Raw genomic sequence first — 19,772 nt, forward strand, 5'->3', positions numbered from 1 at the left:
AAAAACCCAGCAAAGGCTGGGTTTTTTGTTTATTAAATGTAATTACTGGCTACTACCATTAATTACATTTAATAAACGCTTAAAGCTAGTTTTCACTAGCCAAAAACTAAATCTCGTTTACGCACTTACTTAGCGAGCACGGAATACGATACGACCTTTCGATAAATCGTAAGGAGTCATTTCTACCGTTACTTTATCGCCGGTTAAAATACGGATATAGTTTTTGCGCATTTTACCTGAAATATGAGCCACAACTACGTGACCATTTTCTAGCTCAACTCGGAACATTGTATTTGGTAAAGTATCAAGGACTGTCCCTTGCATTTCGATTACGTCTTCTTTCGCCATGTTTAGCGTAACACCTCTTTAATAGTTAAACGCTGCAGATTTTGCCCAAAATACGCCAATAAGTAAAGGCGCAGGGGCTATTTTTGTAAATTAAATAGCCACCCACTGGTCATTGAGCTGTTTTTGGGCAGGTAAAAACTGGGTTTTATACTTCATTTTGTCACATTCATCTATTTGATAGCCTAAATAAACAAACTGTTTGTGTTGCTGTTTAGCAAATTTAAGCTGCTGTAATATCATTACAGTCCCTAAACTAAAGTGTTCGTAGTCAGGGTCAAAAAATGTATAAATAGCCGAAATAGCGTTGTCCATACAATCAGTTACAGCAACGGCCACTAAGTTATCTTGATCCCAAAGCTCTATAAAGGTGATGGTTAACCAGCTACAAAACAAAAAACTTTGAAATTGTGATTTATCAGGTGGATACATAGAACCGTCTTGATGACGTAAACTAATGTATTTACTGTAAAGTGGGTAGTATTGTTCGCGTTCAACCTGTGAATATTTTACCTCAAAGCGGTTTTTTGCTTTGTTAAGTTTACGTTTTTGCGATTTTGTCGGCATAAACTCATCAGCTAAAACGCGCACAGAACTACACGCGCTGCAAATAGGGCAGTGCGGGCGATAAATTTGGTTACCGCTGCGACGAAAGCCTAATCCTAATAATGATTCAAACTTGTTGCTGCTGTAACAACTTGGGTCGAGTATCACCAGCAGTTGTTCTTGGCGATCAGGTAAATAACTGCATTCAAACGGTTGGCTTAGGCCTATACGAGCCGGAAGTTGTTCATTCATATATCGCGATTAGCTCCTGTGGCTGCCACATACTGGCAGCTGGGGTGTAACACTGTGCTTTATTAAGTTTAGTTAAAAATTCTTCACGTGGAATCACGCTGGCACCTAACGACATTAAATAAGGATTTTCTAATTGGCAATCAATAAAATGCGCATCATGGCGCTTAAGCCAATTAACCAGCGCCCACATCGCCAGTTTGGAGCAATTTGTTTGATGATGAAACATTGATTCACCACAAAAAACACCTGTTTGCATAATCCCATATAAGCCGCCTGCAAGCTCTCCCTCGCGCCATACCTCTAAACTATGGGCCAAGCCATTGTGATGGGCATTAATGTACGCCTGTTGCATTTGCGGGGTGATCCAAGTGCCATCAGTATCAATGCGTTGATCGCGGCACGCTTCTATTACTTCTTCAAAGGCATGGTTAACAGTTACGGTGACCGGGTGCTTTTTTAAATGTTTTCGTAAGCTTTTACTAACATGAAAGTCATCAAGCTCAACAATACCGCGTTCACTAGGTGACCACCACATAATTGGCTCGTGCTCACTAAACCACGGAAAAATACCAGATAAATAAGCATTTTTTAATCGTGTTACCGATAAGCATCCACCAATGGCAAGTAAACCATCTGGATCATCTAATGCATGGCTGGGATCAGGAAAAGCAAAATGGCTCGTAGCGAGTTGATAGAGTTGTTTAGTCATAACACCGATTGAATAACTGCATGGTCAAGATAAAGTGTAACCTGTTGCTTTAAAATCACAAACCACAAATTATTGTGTTCTCTATAGGGTTGAGCAGGACTTACATTGCTGTTAGGTAAATTTTAGCCAAAAAAAAGCGCGTTAAAAAACGCGCTTAATTAAATGGTAAACTAATCGAATTAGCTAACCACTTTTACTGGTACAGCTTGTCCAGCGTTGAACTTAGTTGTCATTGCTTCTTCAACAGGTGTAAACGATGTAAGGTCAATGCCTTCAACCGCAGACTTATACTCTTCGATAGTCGGGAAACGACCAAGAACAGAAGAAAGTACTACAACCGGCGTAGAACCTAGTAGTGACTCACCTTTTTTCTCAGATGTATCGGCTACTACACGGCCTTGGAATAAACGTGTTGACGTTGCGATAACAGTATCACCAGGTTCTGCTTTTTCTTGGTTACCCATACATAAGTTACAACCAGGACGTTCTAGGTATAAGATATTTTCATACTTAGTACGTGCAGCCGTTTTTGGTTTTTCATCGTCAAATTCAAAACCTGCGTATTTAGCAAGAATATCCCAATCGCCTTCAGCTTTAAGCTCATCAACAATGTTGTATGTTGGTGGCGCAACAACTAATGGCGCTTTGAATGAGATAGAACCGTTTTTCTTCTCAAGGTTACGTAGCATGTGAGCAATAATTTTCATATCGCCTTTGTGAACCATACACGAACCAACAAAACCTAAATCAACAGGCTTGTCGTTGTAAAAAGAAACAGGGCGGATCACATCGTGAGTATAACGCTTAGAAACATCATCGTTATTTACGTCTGGATCGGCAATCATTGGCTCAACGATTTGGTCCAAATCAACCACAACTTCTGCGTGGTATTTAGCATTGTCGTCTGGAGAAAGTGCTGGCTCTTCACCAGATTGAATACCTGCAATACGCTTGTCGGCTAAGTCGATTAGACCTTGTAGCGTTTGTGCTTCGTTTTCCATACCTTTGTTGATCATGATTTGGATACGTGACTTAGCAAGTTCAATTGACTTAATTAACGTTTCATCATTTGAAATACAGATTGACGCTTTCGCTTTCATTTCTGCAGTCCAGTCAGTGAAGGTAAACGCTTGGTCAGCCATTAGGGTACCAATGTGAACTTCAATGATACGACCTTGGAACACGTTTTCGCCGCCAAATTGCTTAAGCATTTGCGCTTGCGTTGCATGTACAACGTCGCGGAAATCCATGTGCTTAGCCATTTTGCCTTTAAACGTCACTTTAACTGAATCAGGAATTGGCATCGCTGATTCACCCGTTGCAAGTGCAACAGCAACAGTACCTGAGTCGGCACCAAAGGCAACGCCTTTAGACATACGTGTATGCGAGTCACCACCAATGATGATAGCGCGATCATCAATTGTAATGTCGTTCAATACTTTGTGAATAACGTCAGTCATTGCATGGTAAACGCCTTTCGGGTCACGTGCAGTGATCAAACCAAACTTATTCATAAACGCCATTAGTTTAGGAATGTTTGCTTGTGCTTTGCTATCCCATACTGATGCTGTATGACAACCAGACTGGTAGGCACCATCAACAAGAGGTGAAATCGTTGAAGCAGCCATTGCTTCTAATTCTTGTGCAGTCATTGGACCGGTTGTATCTTGCGAACCAACAATGTTCACTTTAACGCGAACATTTGAGCCTGCGTGAAGTGGCGTATCTGATAGAACACCTACCGCATTACGGTTAAAGATTTTTTCAACCGCTGTTAAGCCTTGGCCTTCGTGTGAAATTTCTTTTGAAGGTGCGTAAACAAGCGGAGTTTCAATGCCAAGAGTTTCAGCAGCAAACGTTTGTAGTTTTTTACCGAACACAACTGCGTAAGAACCGCCAGCTCTCATAAATTCAACTTTTTGCGGTGTGAATGCTGATGAAATATCAACAAGTTCTTTATCACCGTTATAAAGCTTCTTCTCTTTAGTATTAATTGTTAACACAGTACCAGTAGCAACAGAGTAGGCTTCTTCAAGCACTGCGTCACCATTTGCATCAGTTACTGTATTGCCGTCTGCATCTACTTTCTTAACCCAGTTTTTAAGGTCAAGACCAATACCGCCAGTTACATCAACCGTTGTTAAGAAGATTGGCGCAATACCATTTGTACCTGCAACAACAGGTGCAATGTTGATGAAAGGAACGTATGGGCTTGCTTGTTTACCAGCCCAAAGTGCTACGTTATTCACACCAGACATACGAGATGAACCAACGCCCATGGTGCCTTTTTCAGCAATAAGCATTACTTTAGCGTTAGGGTGTTTCTTTTGAAGGGCAACAATTTCTTGTTGTGCTTCTTCAGTGATCATGCACTTACCGTGTAATTCACGGTCAGCACGTGAGTGTGCTTGGTTACCTGGAGACAGTAAATCAGTTGAGATGTCGCCTTCACCAGCAATGTAAGTTACTACTTCGATTTTTTCTTCGATGTCAGGTAGTTTTGTGAAGAATTCAGCTTTTGAGAAGCTCTCTAGTAATTCTTTAGCAATTGGGTTACCTGCTTCGTAGGCCGCTTTTATGCGCTCCATATCTGCATCGTATAAGAATACCTGAGTTTTCAGTACTTCTGCAGCTTGTGCTGCGATTTTTGCGTCATCAGCAAAGGCTAAATCAATTAGCATTTCAATCGATGGGCCGCCTTTCATGTGTGAAAGTAGTTCGAATGCAAATTCTGGAGTGATCTCTGCAACGTGCTCTTCACCTAAAATGATTTCTTTTAGAAACTGTGCTTTAACGCCCGCAGCACTGGTTGTTCCAGGTAAAGTATTAAAAATAAAGAAATGCAGTGAATCTTTACGGTGCTCGTTATTAGTATCTTTAATTTGATTAATTATTTCTGATACTAGTTCAGCGCTATCGATTGGTTGTGGGCTTAATCCAAGCTCCGTTTTACGGGTTTGGATTTCTTCCATATATTTTGTATACAAACTCATAGAAAACTCTCGGTAATTTACTTGATATGAAGTTAAGCATTTTAACTGATTTTACAGTTTCTAGTAATGCCTAAATGAATAAAGCTTTTATTCCTGACGATAATTATAGCTAGTTTTACTTATATAATTTGACGGTATTTGTTGCTCACCCTTAGATCCTATCGCACCTAAGCCATTAATTGTATAAATAAAACTAATTTCAATTATAAGTACAATGAATTTTGGTGTGAGTACAGTTATGTTTGGGCACAAAAAAGGGCTGAAAATTCAGCCCTTTTTTAATTTAGATTCTAAATTACAGATTATCTAAAAAGCGTTCTGCATCAAGTGCAGCCATACAGCCAGTACCGGCAGAGGTAATCGCTTGACGGTAAATATGGTCAGATACATCACCAGCAGCAAATACACCTGGCACACTGGTTTGGGTTGCATTACCGTTAAGACCAGATTCAACCACTAGGTAGCCGTCTTTCATTTCTAGCTGACCTTCAAACATATCGGTGTTTGGCTTATGGCCAATGGCAATAAACACACCCGCTAAATCAAGTTCTTCAGTAGCATCTGACGCCACATCTTTAATGCGAACGCCGGTCACGCCCATTTGGTCACCAAGTACTTCATCAAGTGTACGGTTGTAGTGCATTACAACATTACCGTTCGCAGCTTTTTCAGCAAGGCGGTCAGCAAGAATCTTTTCACTACGGAAACTGTCACGACGGTGAATAACATGAACTTCATCAGCAATGTTAGATAGGTATAACGCTTCTTCAACCGCTGTGTTACCACCACCAACAACCGCTACTTTTTGACCTTTATAGAAAAAGCCGTCACAGGTTGCACAAGCAGAAACACCACGGCCTTGGAAATTAGTCTCAGACTCTAAGCCTAAATATTTCGCAGAGGCACCGGTTGCAATAATTAAAGCATCACATGTGTAAGTACCTTGGTCACCGGTTAGTGTGAAAGGGCGCTTAGATACGTCAACTTTGTTGATGTGGTCGAATACAATTTCAGTTTCAAAGCGTTCTGCATGCTCTTTCATACGATCCATTAATGCAGGGCCGGTTAAACCGTGTGCATCGCCAGGCCAGTTTTCAACTTCAGTGGTGGTTGTTAGCTGGCCACCTTGTTGAATACCTGTAATTAAAACAGGGTTTAAATTAGCACGTGCAGCGTAAACTGCGGCTGTGTAGCCTGCAGGGCCCGAACCTAAAATAAGTAACTTACAATGTTTTGCTTCAGTCATGATCTTTTCCTAAACGTTTAATACGGTTTTAATGCGCCCGATTCTAAGAAAAACAAGCAGGAAGTAAATAAAAGATGAGATTATTTTTTTTCGCAAATTACAAAGCTGTTCATTAATGTGTACTAGTAAATGCATTAAAGGGAGCGCCCGCCTAATAAATAGACTGTTAGCTAATAAAACGACGTTAATTCATGACCAGCCTGATTTTTTTTGTTATCTTTTAACTAATTTTGATTTGTCACTGCTTAATTATGTGACCTAAGTGAATAGGCAACTATGTTATTTTGGCAAGAGAAACCCGCATTTGGGTTGACTTCAAAAGACGTTAACGTCTTAACCAATGCGCAAGAATACCGTACGCAATTGTTAGATTTAATTGCCAACGCAAAAAAACGAATTTATATCACCACACTTTACTTACAAGATGATGAAGCGGGTCGTGAAATATTAGCCGCACTACACAGTGCATCGTTAGCTAACCCTTCGCTTGAAATTAAAGTACTGGTTGATTTTCATCGCGCCCAACGCGGTTTAATTGGTGCAGAAAAGTCAGAGGGCAATGCAAGCTTATATTGCGACAGCTTAGAGAAGTTTAATTCAAACGTTCAAGTGTATGGTGTTCCCGTAAAAGCCAAAGAACTGTTTGGGGTATTGCATTTAAAAGGCTTTGTTATAGACGACACATTGCTCTACAGCGGTGCCAGTTTAAATAATGTGTATTTGCAATATAGCGACCGATACCGACTTGATCGCTACTTTTTAGTCTCGCAAAGCGAATTATGTGACTCAGTGGTCGATTTTATCGAATCAACTTTATTGAGCTCTGAAGCGGTACCAAGAATTGATCAACGACCGCTTAAACGCATGGCTGACTTTAAGCTTGAACAAAAGCAACTTATGCGTGAGCTTAAATCGGCAAGCTATAAAAGTGCGCAGAACTTGAATACTCATGCAATGGGCATTCGTTTATTTTTAGGTTTAGGCCGTCGTAATAATGAGCTTAATCGCTTAATTAAAGCGTTATTTGATACCACCGAGCAAGAGTTGGTGTTATACACGCCGTATTTTAATTTTCCAGCGCCTTTAATGCGCTCTTTACGTCGCTTATTAAAGCAAGGTAAACAAGTCACTATTGTGGTGGGCGATAAAACCGCAAACGATTTTTATCTGCCACCTAGCGAGCCATTTAGTAAAATTGGTGCACTGCCGTATTTATACGAAACTATTTTGCACAAGTTTGTAAAATCGCAAAAACGCCACATAGATAATGGCAACTTAAACGTTTACCTGTGGAAACACGAGAGTAACTCGTTTCATTTAAAAGGGATTTGTTGTGACCGTAAAGTGCATTTACTTAGCGGGCATAATTTAAATCCGCGTGCATGGGGGCTAGATATCGAAAATGGTATTCTGATAGAAGACCCTGAGCAAACGATAATGCGCGACATTGATAATGAACGCCAAGAAATTTTAAAGCATTGTCGTCGTTTAACCGGTCCAGATGATTTAGAAACCATGAGCGATTACCCGCAGCCGGTGAAAAAACTGCTTGGTCAAGCTAAGCGCGTAAAAGTCGACTTTATTATTAAACGATTTATATAACATTAGGGTCTGTTGACCACAGACCCTAAAATTTAGATACAAAAAAGCAGCTAATTAGCTGCTTTTTTAATGCTTATACCTAAATTATGGCTTAGGTATAAGCGGTAACAATAATAGTTACGCGTTTTCTACTGCAGTGCGTGGGTCAACATATTCCATGTTGAACGCTTCAGCTACTTCTTTGTATGTTACTTGGCCTTTAATTACGTTTAAGCCTTTTAAGAAGTGAGCGTCATCTAGTAGTGCTTTTTTGTAACCTTTGTTTGCAAGGTTAATGATGAACGGTAATGTTGCATTATTAAGTGCAAACGTCGATGTACGTGGAACAGCACCAGGCATGTTAGCAACACAGTAGTGAACAACTTCATCAACGATGAAAGTAGGATCAGCGTGCGTAGTTGCTTTAGACGTTGCAATACAACCACCTTGGTCAATCGCAACATCAACAATAGCAGCACCTGGCTTCATTGCTTTAATGTGTTCAGCAGTCACTAGTTTAGGTGCAGCAGCACCTGGGATAAGCACGCCACCAATTACTAGGTCAGCTTCTAATACGTGCTTTTCAAGCGCATCAGCTGTTGAGTAAATAGCTTTAACTTTGTTACCAAACTGTGCGTCTAGTGCACGTAGTACGTCGATGTTACGGTCAAGTACAACAACCTCAGCACCTAAGCCAACCGCCATTTGTGCAGCGCTACGACCAACCATGCCGCCACCAATAACAACAACTTTAGCTGGCTCAACACCAGGTACACCACCTAGTAACATACCACGACCGTGGTTAGCTTTTTCTAGCGCTTGTGCACCTGCTTGAATAGACATACGGCCAGCAACTTCACTCATTGGCGCTAAAAGTGGTAAACCACCGCGTGAATCAGTTACTGTTTCATAAGCAATACAGATTGCTTTACTTTTAACAAGGTCTTCAGTTTGAGGAAGATCCGGTGCAAGGTGAAGGTAAGTGAAAAGAATTTGGTCTTCACGTAACATTGCACGTTCAACAGCTTGTGGCTCTTTTACCTTGATGATCATTTCTGCTTTTGCAAAAACATCAGCAGCTGTTTCTAAAATTTCAGCGCCTGCTTGAACATAATCATCATTTGTAAAACCAATGCCCATACCAGCATTCGTTTCAACAATCACTTGGTGGCCGTGATTTACAAGTTCGCGAACACTCGCAGGAACCATACCTACACGGTACTCATGGTTTTTAATTTCTTTAGGTACACCAATAATCATAATTTTGCCTTGTTAGAACGGGATAAAAATTTTTCACTATTATATTCATGCTAGGGTAGTGTGTCCCTACCTTTTTTTAAGCCCTTTGCAGTGTTAGTATCTGTAAAATTAATTTTATTAGAATAAAAAACTAAAAAGCTATGCATAACTTATTAGACCGTATTGATCGCAAAATTTTAGTCGAATTACAACTTGATGGCCGCCTGTCAAATGTTGAACTGGCCCGACGAGTTGGCCTAAGCGCCACGCCCTGTCTAGAGCGAGTGAAAAAGCTTGAACGAGAAGGGTATATTTTAGGCTACAAAGCGGTGGTTGATCCCGCCAAGCTTGGTCAAGGGCTTTCTGTGTATGTAGAAGTAACCATTACCAAAACATCGCCCGACGTATTTGAAGAGTTTAGTGCTGCTGTTAGAAAGCACGAAGAAATTATAGAATGTCATTTGGTATCGGGTAATTTCGACTTTTTATTAAAAACCCGGGTTAACGATATGTCAGAATATCGCGGCGTGCTTGGTGATATATTATTAAAGCTGCCCAATGTTAGTGAAAGCCGCACCTATGTAGTCATGGAAGAAGTAAAGGGTGAAGAGGGCGTTGTTATTCGTCCTTTTGTTGCTTAATGATAGAGTAACAGCCTTTAAAATACTTTTATTGTCGCAGTCAATTTTGCTTGGCTTAAGAAAAAGCCGATTAAATAATAAAAACTTGTTCATAATCAGGCCATCATGGTTAAGATAAAGTGCATCAAAATACATTTCCTGCTAAGGTATTCTATTGCCAAGTGAGTGTAAAAAATAATAATGAGGGATAGGTAATTATGCGCCTAAACGGTGTACAAAGACTATTAGAAACGGGGCTCATCGTCAGCACCTTTGCAGCGGTATTTATTTTATGTGCTTTAATTAGTTTTCATCCTGCCGATCCTGCTTGGTCGCAAACCGGTGAATTTACCAATGTACAAAATATAACGGGTACAGCGGGCGCGTGGGTGGCCGACATACTATTGCTCACTTTTGGTTGGCTTGCCTATTTTGTACCAGCGGCTATTCAGCTGCTAGGTTACCTGGTATTTAAGCAGCCGCACCGTATTTTACAACTCGATTACACCACACTTGGATTACGCATTATTGGCTTTGCGCTGTTTATTACCTCAGCAACTGCTATCAGCAGTATTAATTTTGACGATATTTATAATTTTTCATCCGGTGGGGTAGTGGGCGATGTAATTGCATCGGCGATGATGCCTGCGTTTAATTTTACCGGTACCTCTATTTTACTGCTGTGCTTCTTTTTTGCAGGATTAACCCTATTAACGGGTGTGTCGTGGGTACAATTTGTTGATTACTTGGGTGATTTAATTGTTAGGTTATACCGCTTTTTGGTGACCTATGCCCGAGGTTGGATGCAGCGTGAACGCATTGCAGGTAAAGTTCAAGACGAGCAACCCGATGCCTATTTTGAAGACGACACACGCCAACAAGAACCTGAGCTTGCTAATAAAACAGCAGACAAACCAAAAGCACTCGATAAACCAGCAACTAAGGTTAATGCCCCTCAAGACGACGAGTTTATGCCGTTTGACGAGCTTGACCAAATACTCGATCAAGAAATTAGCTTTAGCGCCATAGACGATGAACCGATGGACACCGAGGCAGCACTTAACGCGCTGGATCAAAGCCCAGTGGTTGAACCTGAAAAACCTGCCACAACCGTGGTTTCACCGGCAAGGCCAATTAACAAGCCTAAATCAGGGTTTCAACCGCCGCCAACTGCAAAAGAAAAGTTTGAACAATTATTAGAGCAAGAACCACCACCGGGGCCATTGCCATCACTTGATTTACTCGACAGACCCGACAAAGCTAAAAACCCAATTTCGCAAGAAGAGCTAGATAGCGTATCGCGCCTTGTAGAAACAAAACTACTCGATTTTAACGTACAAGCTACCGTGGTTGGGGTTTACCCAGGGCCTGTTGTGACTCGTTTTGAGCTTGATTTAGCACCGGGTATTAAGGTGTCTAAAATTACTGGACTGTCAAAAGATTTAGCGCGCTCACTTTCGGCAATTAGTGTGCGCGTGGTTGAAGTTATTCCAGGTAAAACCTATATCGGTATTGAGCTGCCTAATAAATACCGTGAAATTGTGCGTTTATCAGAAGTCATAAACGCGCCTAAGTTTGAGCAAAATCCATCGCCATTAACCATGGTGCTAGGTAAAGACATTGCAGGGCAACCTGTGTGTGCCGACTTAGGTAAAATGCCACATTTATTAGTTGCCGGTACAACGGGTTCAGGTAAGTCAGTGGGCGTTAATGTAATGATATTAAGCTTACTGTATAAATCGGGCCCAGAAGATGTTCGTATGATCATGATTGACCCGAAAATGCTTGAGCTTTCTGTTTACGAAGGTATTCCGCATTTATTATGTGAAGTTGTGACCGACATGAAAGAAGCCGCTAACGCGCTGCGTTGGTGTGTAGGTGAAATGGAACGCCGCTATAAGCTGATGTCGGCTTTAGGTGTACGTAACTTAAAAGGGTACAACCAAAAAGTAATGGAAGCCAAAGAAGCGGGCTACCCAATTATGGATCCATTATTTAAAGACACCGATGGCATGAAAGACGGCCCTGATGAGCTAGACAAATTACCTAGCATAGTGGTGGTTATTGACGAATTTGCCGACATGATGATGATTGTAGGTAAAAAAGTTGAAGAGTTAATTGCTCGTATTGCGCAAAAAGCGCGTGCTGCGGGTATTCATTTAATTTTAGCAACGCAGCGTCCGTCGGTTGATGTAATAACCGGTTTAATTAAAGCGAATATACCTACACGTATGGCGTTTCAAGTATCAAGTAAAATAGATTCGCGCACCATACTTGATCAACAAGGCGCTGAAAACTTATTAGGCATGGGTGACATGCTTTATTTACCGCCAGGCACCAGTGTACCAGAGCGTGTGCATGGCGCGTTTGTAGACGACCATGAAGTACATGCTGTAGTAAACGATTGGAAAGCTCGTGCTAAACCAAATTACATAGACGAAATTTTAAATGGCGATGCCACTGAAGATATTTTATTACCAGGGGAAGCCAGCGAGAATGGCGATGAAGAGTCAGATCCGTTATACGACGAAGCGGTCGCCTTTGTAATAGAAACCGGTAAAGTATCGGTATCATCAGTGCAACGTAAATTACGTGTAGGCTATAACCGTGCTGCACGTTTAGTAGAACAAATGGAAACATCAGGTATCGTGAGTGCACCAGGACACAACGGCGCGCGCGATGTATTAGTACCTAATGGAGCAAATTAATGAAAAAATTAAGTAGTTTATTATTGGTATTGAGCAGTTTAGTTGCTATGCCAAGTTTTGCTGACGACAGCCAAGCATTACAAGATAAGTTATCGACCTTAAAAAGCTTTAAAGCACAATTTAAACAAAACGTAACCGACGGTGAAGGCCAACTGGTAATGCAAGGCCAAGGCAATATTGCCTTGCAACAGCCTTTAATGATCCGCTGGCAGCAAACTAACCCAGACGACACCTTATTTGTGTCAAACGGCGATAAAACCTATTACTTTGATAGCTTTGCTGAGCAAGTAACCATTATGAAAACCAGCGGTTTAATTGACTCTACACCGTTTATATTGCTCACCTCTAAAGACCCTGCGCAATGGGAAAAATACAGCGTGCTCGCTACTAACTTAGGCTTTAGCATTACCCCAAATAAAGGCGTAGAAAGCCAAGTAGAGCAGCTTGATATTACTTTTGCTGATAACGAGCAGGGGCTTGCAAAACTGGTGGTTAAAGATAACTCAGGCCAGCTGTCTGCGTTTACATTTAGCAATGCACAGGTTAATACTGAGCTTGATAAAACAACTTTTGAATTTACCCCGCCAGCGGGTGTAGAAATAGACGATCAGAGTAACGGTGAGTAATTTAGGTTTTAACTTTGGGCCCGATGTACGCCCACTCGCTGCGCGTATGCGCCCTTTATCGCTTAACGATTACATAGGGCAGCAACATTTACTCAGCGCTGATAAACCTCTTCATCAAGCGATAGTAGCAGGGCGCTGCCATAGTTTAATTTTATGGGGGCCGCCGGGGGTAGGTAAAACTACGCTGGCGCAAATTATTGCCAACCATGCCGACGCTGAACTAATTCAAATGTCGGCAGTAACCGCTGGCGTAAAAGATATTCGCGATAGCGTAACCCAAGCTCGCGATAACTTACAAAGCCGTGGTCAGCGCACTTTAATGTTTGTTGACGAGGTACACCGCTTTAATAAATCTCAGCAAGACGCGTTTTTACCGCATATTGAAGATGGCACTTTTATATTTGTAGGCGCCACCACCGAAAACCCCTCGTTTGCGCTTAATAATGCGATTTTGTCTCGTGCAAGGGTATATGTTTTAAAATCCTTGCAGGAAAGCGATTTATACACAGTAATAGAGCGTGCACTTAAACAAGATGAGCAATTAAGCCAAAAACATATCGTGATTGCAGATAACGCCAAACAGGCGCTATGCCAAGCAAGTGGTGGCGATGCTCGTAAAGTACTTAATTTACTCGAGCAAGCAGTCGATTTAACCACTGAGCAAAACTGCCAATTTCATGTTGATGAACAGGTACTCAGCCAAGTACTCCCTACGCATTTAGCCAAATATGATAAAGGCGGCGATGAATTTTACGATTTAATTTCGGCGTTTCATAAATCGGTGCGAGGCAGTTCACCCGATGGTGCGCTTTATTGGTACTGCCGTATTTTAGCAGGTGGCGGCGACCCGCTGTATGTTGCAAGGCGCTTATTAGCAATTGCCACCGAAGACATTGGCAATGCCGATCCGCGGGCTATGGAAGTGGCTTTAAACGCATGGGATATTTTTCAACGAGTTGGCCCAAGCGAAGGTGAGCGCGCAATTGCACAAGCCACCTTATACTTAGCCAGCGCGCCTAAAAGCAATGCGGTTTATATGGCGTTTAACCAAGCCAAAGACGATGCTAAAAATCAACCAAGCTACCCGGTGCCAGAGCATTTACGCAATGCCCCCACCAATCTAATGAAAGACTTAGGGTATGGCGCAGAGTATCGTTATGCGCATAACGAAGAAGGCGCATTTGCTGCTGGCGAAAAATACCTACCGCCAGAAATGGATGGCAAACAATATTACCAGCCAAGTGATCGTGGACTTGAGCAAAAAATTAAACAAAAGCTCGATTATTTAAAAGAGCGCGACGCACAAAGCCCAGTAAAACGTTATGAGCATGATTAAACTTTACATGATGATCGCCCTTGGCGGAGCCTCAGGAGCCTGTTTACGATTTTTTATTAGCGAAACCATGCTAAAACTCCTTGGTAGGGGATTCCCTTTTGGTACGTTGACGGTTAATATTCTGGGTTCATTGTTGATGGGCATTTTGTACGGTTTAATAGATAAGCAGGTTATTGCCGTTAGTCCCGCTAAAACCCTCATCGGAATTGGCTTTTTAGGTGCGTTAACCACCTTTTCAACATTCTCAATGGATTCGTTGTTGTTATTACAACAAGGTCACTTTATTAAAATGGCCCTCAATATCATCTTAAACGTGATGGTGTGTATTTTTATGGCTTGGCTGGGCCTTCAGCTAGTAATGCAAAAAGGTTAAAAAACTAACATGTTAGATTCTAAATATTTACGTCAAGATGTCGAACAAACTGCAGCACGTTTAGCCGCACGTGGTTATGAACTAGATGTAGCGGTAGTGACTGAACTTGAAGAAAAACGCAAAACATTACAAGTAAAAACGCAAGAACTTCAAAGTCAACGTAATGCCAGTGCTAAAGCCATTGGTCAAGCAAAAGCAAAAGGCGAAGACGCACAGCCATTGCTAGACGCAGTGGCTAACTTAGGCAGCGAATTAGACGCAGCTAAAGCTGAGCAAGACGAAGTGTTAGAAGCAATTAAACAAATTGCCTTAGCAATTCCAAATTTACCGGACGAGTCGGTACCAGAAGGCGCTGACGAAGACGACAACGTAGAAATTTTAACGTGGGGCACCCCTAAAAAATACGATTTCGAAGTTAAAGACCACGTTGACGTAGGGCAAGACCTAAACGGCTTAGACTTTGAAATGGGCGTTAAAATTAGTGGCGCGCGTTTTACCGTAATGCGCGGCCAAGTAGCACGTATGCACCGTGCACTTACCCAATACATGCTAGACACCCATACAGACACAAACGGCTACACAGAAATGTATGTACCGTACTTAGTTAATAGCGCAAGTCTTTACGGTACTAGCCAATTACCTAAGTTTGCCGGCGATTTATTCCACACATTAGGCCTAGTGAACGATGATGGCGAGCAACAAGCTGGTTTTAGCTTAATTCCTACGGCAGAAGTACCGCTTACAAACAGCGCCCGTGATGAAATTTACGAAGAAAGCGATTTACCAATTCGCTTAACAGCGCATACCCCATGTTTTAGAAGTGAAGCAGGCAGCTACGGTCGCGATACACGCGGTTTAATCCGTCAGCATCAGTTTGATAAAGTTGAACTAGTACAACTTGTAAAACCAGAAGATTCAATGCAAGCACTCGAAGAGCTTACAGGCCATGCTGAGCAAATTTTACAAGCACTGGAATTACCATACCGTAAAGTTATTTTATGTATGGGCGATATGGGCTTTGGCGCTGCTAAAACATACGATTTAGAAGTATGGTTACCAGCGCAAGACACGTACCGCGAAATTTCATCTTGTTCAAACATGGTCGATTTCCAAGCACGTCGTATGCAAGCACGTTTTCGTCGTGAAGGCGCTAAAAAACCAGAGTTACTTCATACACTAAATGGTTCAGGTTTAGCGGTAGGGCGTACACTTGTAGCAATACTAGAAAACTACCAACAAGCTGACGGTTCTGTAGTAGTACCAGAAGTACTTCGCCCATACATGGGTGGACTTGAAGTGATTGGGAAAGCGTAAAATACTAGCTGTCAGCTGTCAGTTTTTAGCTATAAAGCTTTAATAGAAAAGCCGCTGTTTTAACGAACAGCGGCTTTTTTTGTTTTAGGGAGAAGGTGAAAGATAAAAGGTTCAAGGAGAAAGGCTCAAGGCGAAAGTAAAAGTCTAAGTTACGCTATTTGTCAGTAAAAATAATAAACCTGCCTCTATTGTTTATTTGCACAACACTTTTTGTCCAATATTACTGATCTCCACCATTTTGGTGTTTTTCTGCATCCAGTAAATTTAGATGAGAGCTAACTAATTGTTTACATGTGCTTATTCGCTGGTTACATTGGAGTAATTGTTTTATTTGAACATTTGTCGGTTTATAAAACGACAAATGTCGGATACAAAATTGTTATGAGCACAGGCAAGGAGTGTACAAAATGGATAGAGGTGTTATAGCTTCACCTGGGATCATACATAGATTACCCAAAGGGTTTCAAATGGAACGCAGTCTGTCGATTGATGAACTACGTTATTACATACTTTATTGGGATAAAGTTGTAATTCCCGGGAATAACCTTGTTTATATTGGCTTGCCTGAAGAGGAGAAGTTAATTGAGTCCGGTGCGCTTGAGCGCCCAAGAGTTGGGTTTAATGGACGATTTGAAGGTGATCAAGTTACAAATGCTATATTGTCTTGCCAAAGCTTGGTTGCAAAGGATTTAGTGAAAGATAAAACTACCGACTGGGTTGTTCATCAGCTAGGTGGTGAATGTCTATTTCCTAACGGTTTCAATCAACGAAGAAACATTATTCGCGTTGACCTTGCATCATCATTACCAGTTCCGACTGGCAATGTTGATATTTATGAATTATTAGAGTTCAAGGAAAAAAGAAAGGATGAGCTAAGCTCCCTCCATGCACATTTAGATGACTTATATGAACAAGTCCTAAGCTCTGTTGATCAAGATTTAGCATCTAAAAGAGCTATTTCAGATTTAGCTAAGTCTATAGGTGATTTAGATTCTGTAACTAAGGAGCGTTTTAACAAAACAGGTAAATTTGATTTATCAGCGGAACTTAATTTAAGTGGTAAAGATATATCCGTTGGTGCTGCATCAGGGGCAATTATTGACTTCTTTGCATCAGGAATGACATTGCCTATTGCTACCATTGCAGGTGCTTTAATTTCAACAATAAAAGTACAATCTAAAGCCACTAATACTTTTCAGCCAGCTAATAATAATTCAAAACTTGCTTTTCTATCAAACGCGAAAAGAGAGCAGTTGGTGTAAAGTGCTCATAACAAGCTATTCAAGAGGGAAAATTTACAACTGACTGTTTTCACTCTGTTCAACATTTTAGAACCAATGGGGGGCAAATCTTGACTTCAGATATCAGAACTTAAATTCTTCAAAGCGGCTTAATTCAAGCCGCTATTGTGCTCTAAAAGCGCAGCGTCCCTTATCCTCTTTGTGAATTAATTTTGCTTTGCCAGCAGAGGTTTTGTGCGATTGGGGTCAGTTATTTTCAGCATATTTTAATTACGATATAGGCGTTAGTGAAAAGCCATTTGTTTACTTATTTATAAGGTGGGTTGTTTTCATAAGTGTTTGTAATATAGTGTCTATTAATCAACCTAAATATAGAATAAGGAACATTCATGGAATTAGTCAAAACCACAAGTTTGAAATTTGAAGTAACAGAAACAGGTCATCAAATTATTCAGGCTGAGATCAACGGACATAAAGTAAATTTAATTTTAGATACAGCGGCGGGTGCATCTGTTTTAGATAGGGCATGTATTAAAAAGCTTGGAATACAAGAAAAACTAAGTAAAGAAAATGCCGCAGGTTTAGGTACAGCCGACCACGAAATGGGCTTAATAGACGTTTTGAAATTTGAATTAGCAGGACAGTTTTTTGAAAGTACAGAGTTTGTTTCACTAAACCTTGACCATGTTCAGGTAGCCGGTGGTGACAATATAATACATGGGTTATTAGGCTCTCCATTTTTTAGAAAATACCAAGCTGTGTTAGATTTTGGTACTTACACACTGACAATTAGAGAGCCGTTAGCTGATTGTGAGTAATTAAAAACCAAAGGGGTCAAATCTTGACTTCAGACATCAGAACTTAAATTTCTTCAAACGGCTTAATTCACCCTTTTATTTTCCTCTAAAAGCGCAGCGTCTCTTATCCTCTTTGTGAATTAAGTTCTCCATTAATAAAAGCACTCGGGTAACAATTTAGCGAAGTTAGTTAAGTTTTAACTATATGTTAAATAGTAAGTTATCTTTGGCTTTTGCTCCTTTATAACTTATTCTAAGCCACTTCGTAGGCGGATTAATAAGTTGGCGTCATATACCAAAGGATATTTATGAGTACTAAAAGTAGACGATTACGCAAGAAGTTGTATTTAGATGAATTTGCTATTCTAGGTTTTGAATTTACTTGTAATTTAAATGCTACAGAAGCAGAGTTTGATTTATTGCTAGATGAGCTTTTAGAATTCATCGATAAAAGAAAACTTTGTATTGCTGGTGGAGGTGACTGTAAGTCATTTAGTGGTTTTATTTGTTCTGTTCATCGTTATGGTTCGGCGACTAATCAAGATAGAGCAGACGTTGAGCTTTGGTTAAAGTCTAAAGAAAACATTTCAAATATTGTTGTTAGTCAATTAGTTGATGCAAACTACGGAGTGTAATGATTTATTTAAAGATTATTTGGTTGAAGAACAGAATTAGCAAATCTTAACTCCACACATCAAAACTTAAATCTTATTGCGGCTTAATTTAAGTCGCTATTTTGCATATTAAGCACAGCGTTATAAGTCGGGTTGTCCCAAGTAAATCCATTATCTTTTTGTCGGATGGCGTGGCTTCGCCACTTATCCGACCTACGTTAAAAGGTAGGTTGGTTAAGCCCAAGGCGCCACCCAACAGAGTTCTAATTTAGGTGACACAAGCTAAGAAGTTAATTAAGGTAGTAACTTAGTTTATGTGTTTATAACCCTATAAAAGCGGCTAAATTGTCATGAATGTCATTAGTAACACGATTAGCAACACTACAATAATCACTGACTCATTAGCTTCTTGGCACAAGAACCAATCGACGTTTGAATTTCAAGGTCATGACATTGCATATCATGTGCAAGGCAAAGAGGACGCGCCGTGTTTATTACTGATCCATGGTTACCCAACCGCAAGTTGGGATTGGCATAATCAATGGCCTGAGCTCACTCAATATTTTAAGGTATTTACCCTCGATATGCTGGGCTTTGGTTTTAGTGATAAACCAAAAAACAGTCGCTACACCATTAGTATGCAAGCGGATTTACTGACTCATTTTTTAAAGCTGTTCAATGTAAAAGCAACGCATATTTTAAGCCACGATTACGGTGATACGGTAGCGCAGGAGCTACTTGCTAGAAGCAACTTAAATGAGCCATATGCCATAAAAATACAAAGCATCTGCTTTCTTAACGGCGGGTTATTTCCAGAAACACATAAACCGGTTCTATTGCAAAAGCTGTTACTTAGCCCCATAGGCTCTTTAGTGTCGCGACTTGCAAACTATAAAAGCTTTAAGCGTAATTTTGATAATATATGCGCTACGCCCCTTGCTGAAAAAGAGCTCAAGGAGTTGTGGCAGTTAATTGCATACAAACAGGGCAAGCCAGTCATGTCAAAACTGATTTATTACATCACAGAGCGTAAATTACATCGCGCTCGTTGGGTGAGCGCTTTACAACAAGCAGATGTACCCATGCGGTTAATTTGCGGTATGGACGACCCCGTTTCGGGTCGTCATATGGTTAAACGTTATCGCGAATTAATCATTAATCCAGATATTATTGAACTAGAAGGGGTAGGCCATTACCCGCAATTAGAACAACCAATTCAAATAACTCAGTCA

Annotated in this window: 17 protein-coding genes; 11 read left to right on the top strand and 6 right to left on the bottom strand. The window is 40.8% G+C overall.

Annotated elements, in window-relative coordinates; all coding sequences use genetic code 11:
* Positions 1–129 precede the first annotated feature (129 nt).
* The 5 genes from infA to trxB all read right to left on the bottom strand — a co-directional run bounded on the left by infA (position 130) and on the right by trxB (position 6,091).
* Complete coding sequence (gene infA / locus P20439_RS15060; protein ID WP_002962494.1) at positions 130–348, bottom strand: translation initiation factor IF-1; 219 nt, start codon at positions 346–348, stop codon at positions 130–132.
* A 90-nt stretch (positions 349–438) separates the two neighbouring features.
* A complete protein-coding gene (locus P20439_RS15065; RefSeq protein ID WP_008110084.1) occupies positions 439–1,143 on the bottom strand; it encodes an arginyltransferase in 705 nt (234 codons plus the stop codon).
* Positions 1,136–1,852, bottom strand: coding sequence for a leucyl/phenylalanyl-tRNA--protein transferase (aat, locus tag P20439_RS15070; protein ID WP_008110082.1), 717 nt, complete (start codon positions 1,850–1,852; stop codon positions 1,136–1,138). The genes P20439_RS15065 and aat overlap by 8 nt, the downstream gene beginning before the upstream one ends.
* A 179-nt stretch (positions 1,853–2,031) precedes the next feature.
* Entirely contained in the window at positions 2,032–4,845 is a 2,814-nt protein-coding gene (locus P20439_RS15075; RefSeq protein WP_083830212.1) for a bifunctional aconitate hydratase 2/2-methylisocitrate dehydratase, read from the bottom strand.
* Between the two features lie 295 nt (positions 4,846–5,140).
* A complete protein-coding gene (gene trxB, locus P20439_RS15080; RefSeq protein ID WP_008110078.1) occupies positions 5,141–6,091 on the bottom strand; it encodes a thioredoxin-disulfide reductase in 951 nt (316 codons plus the stop codon).
* Positions 6,092–6,367: 276 nt separating this feature from the next.
* On the opposite strand from trxB, the gene pssA reads away from it, so the two are divergent.
* Positions 6,368–7,693, top strand: a complete 1,326-nt coding sequence (gene pssA, locus P20439_RS15085; RefSeq protein WP_008110076.1) for a CDP-diacylglycerol--serine O-phosphatidyltransferase — start codon at positions 6,368–6,370, stop codon at positions 7,691–7,693.
* 117 nt (positions 7,694–7,810) lie between these two features.
* Here the strand turns inward: pssA and ald are convergent, their stop codons facing one another.
* Positions 7,811–8,932, bottom strand: a complete 1,122-nt coding sequence (gene ald, locus P20439_RS15090) for an alanine dehydrogenase (RefSeq protein ID WP_008110075.1) — start codon at positions 8,930–8,932, stop codon at positions 7,811–7,813.
* A 140-nt stretch (positions 8,933–9,072) separates the two neighbouring features.
* Between ald and lrp the strand changes: the two genes are divergently transcribed.
* From lrp to P20439_RS15140, 10 genes are all read left to right on the top strand, one after another.
* Positions 9,073–9,552, top strand: a complete 480-nt coding sequence (gene lrp / locus P20439_RS15095; RefSeq protein ID WP_008110073.1) for a leucine-responsive transcriptional regulator Lrp — start codon at positions 9,073–9,075, stop codon at positions 9,550–9,552.
* A gap of 197 nt (positions 9,553–9,749) precedes the next feature.
* Entirely contained in the window at positions 9,750–12,239 is a 2,490-nt protein-coding gene (locus P20439_RS15100; RefSeq protein ID WP_008110071.1) for a DNA translocase FtsK, read from the top strand.
* Positions 12,239–12,865, top strand: a complete 627-nt coding sequence (gene lolA / locus P20439_RS15105) for an outer membrane lipoprotein chaperone LolA (RefSeq protein ID WP_008110070.1) — start codon at positions 12,239–12,241, stop codon at positions 12,863–12,865. Before P20439_RS15100 ends, lolA begins: the two co-directional genes overlap by 1 nt.
* Positions 12,858–14,201 (top strand): replication-associated recombination protein A, encoded by a 1,344-nt coding sequence (locus P20439_RS15110; RefSeq protein WP_008110068.1) that lies wholly within the window; start codon positions 12,858–12,860, stop codon positions 14,199–14,201. Before lolA ends, P20439_RS15110 begins: the two co-directional genes overlap by 8 nt.
* Positions 14,194–14,574, top strand: coding sequence for a fluoride efflux transporter CrcB (crcB, locus tag P20439_RS15115; protein ID WP_010389726.1), 381 nt, complete (start codon positions 14,194–14,196; stop codon positions 14,572–14,574). Before P20439_RS15110 ends, crcB begins: the two co-directional genes overlap by 8 nt.
* A 9-nt stretch (positions 14,575–14,583) precedes the next feature.
* A complete protein-coding gene (gene serS / locus P20439_RS15120) occupies positions 14,584–15,888 on the top strand; it encodes a serine--tRNA ligase (RefSeq protein ID WP_008110064.1) in 1,305 nt (434 codons plus the stop codon).
* Between the two features lie 407 nt (positions 15,889–16,295).
* The gene (locus tag P20439_RS15125; protein WP_008110062.1) at positions 16,296–17,150 is read left to right on the top strand and encodes a DUF6236 family protein; all 855 of its coding nucleotides are present in this window, start codon (positions 16,296–16,298) and stop codon (positions 17,148–17,150) included.
* 368 nt (positions 17,151–17,518) lie between these two features.
* A complete protein-coding gene (locus tag P20439_RS15130) occupies positions 17,519–17,947 on the top strand; it encodes an aspartyl protease family protein (RefSeq protein ID WP_008110060.1) in 429 nt (142 codons plus the stop codon).
* A 287-nt stretch (positions 17,948–18,234) separates the two neighbouring features.
* Positions 18,235–18,561 carry a YggL family protein gene (locus P20439_RS15135; RefSeq protein WP_008110058.1) on the top strand — a complete coding sequence of 109 codons (327 nt, stop codon included), beginning with the start codon at positions 18,235–18,237 and terminating at the stop codon, positions 18,559–18,561.
* A 329-nt stretch (positions 18,562–18,890) separates the two neighbouring features.
* Positions 18,891–19,772: alpha/beta fold hydrolase (locus P20439_RS15140; protein WP_036934338.1), on the top strand; the 882-nt coding region annotated here is incomplete at its 3' end.

Origin of the sequence: Pseudoalteromonas sp. BSi20439, from assembly GCF_000241165.1 — a bacterium.
Lineage (GTDB): Bacteria > Pseudomonadota > Gammaproteobacteria > Enterobacterales > Alteromonadaceae > Pseudoalteromonas.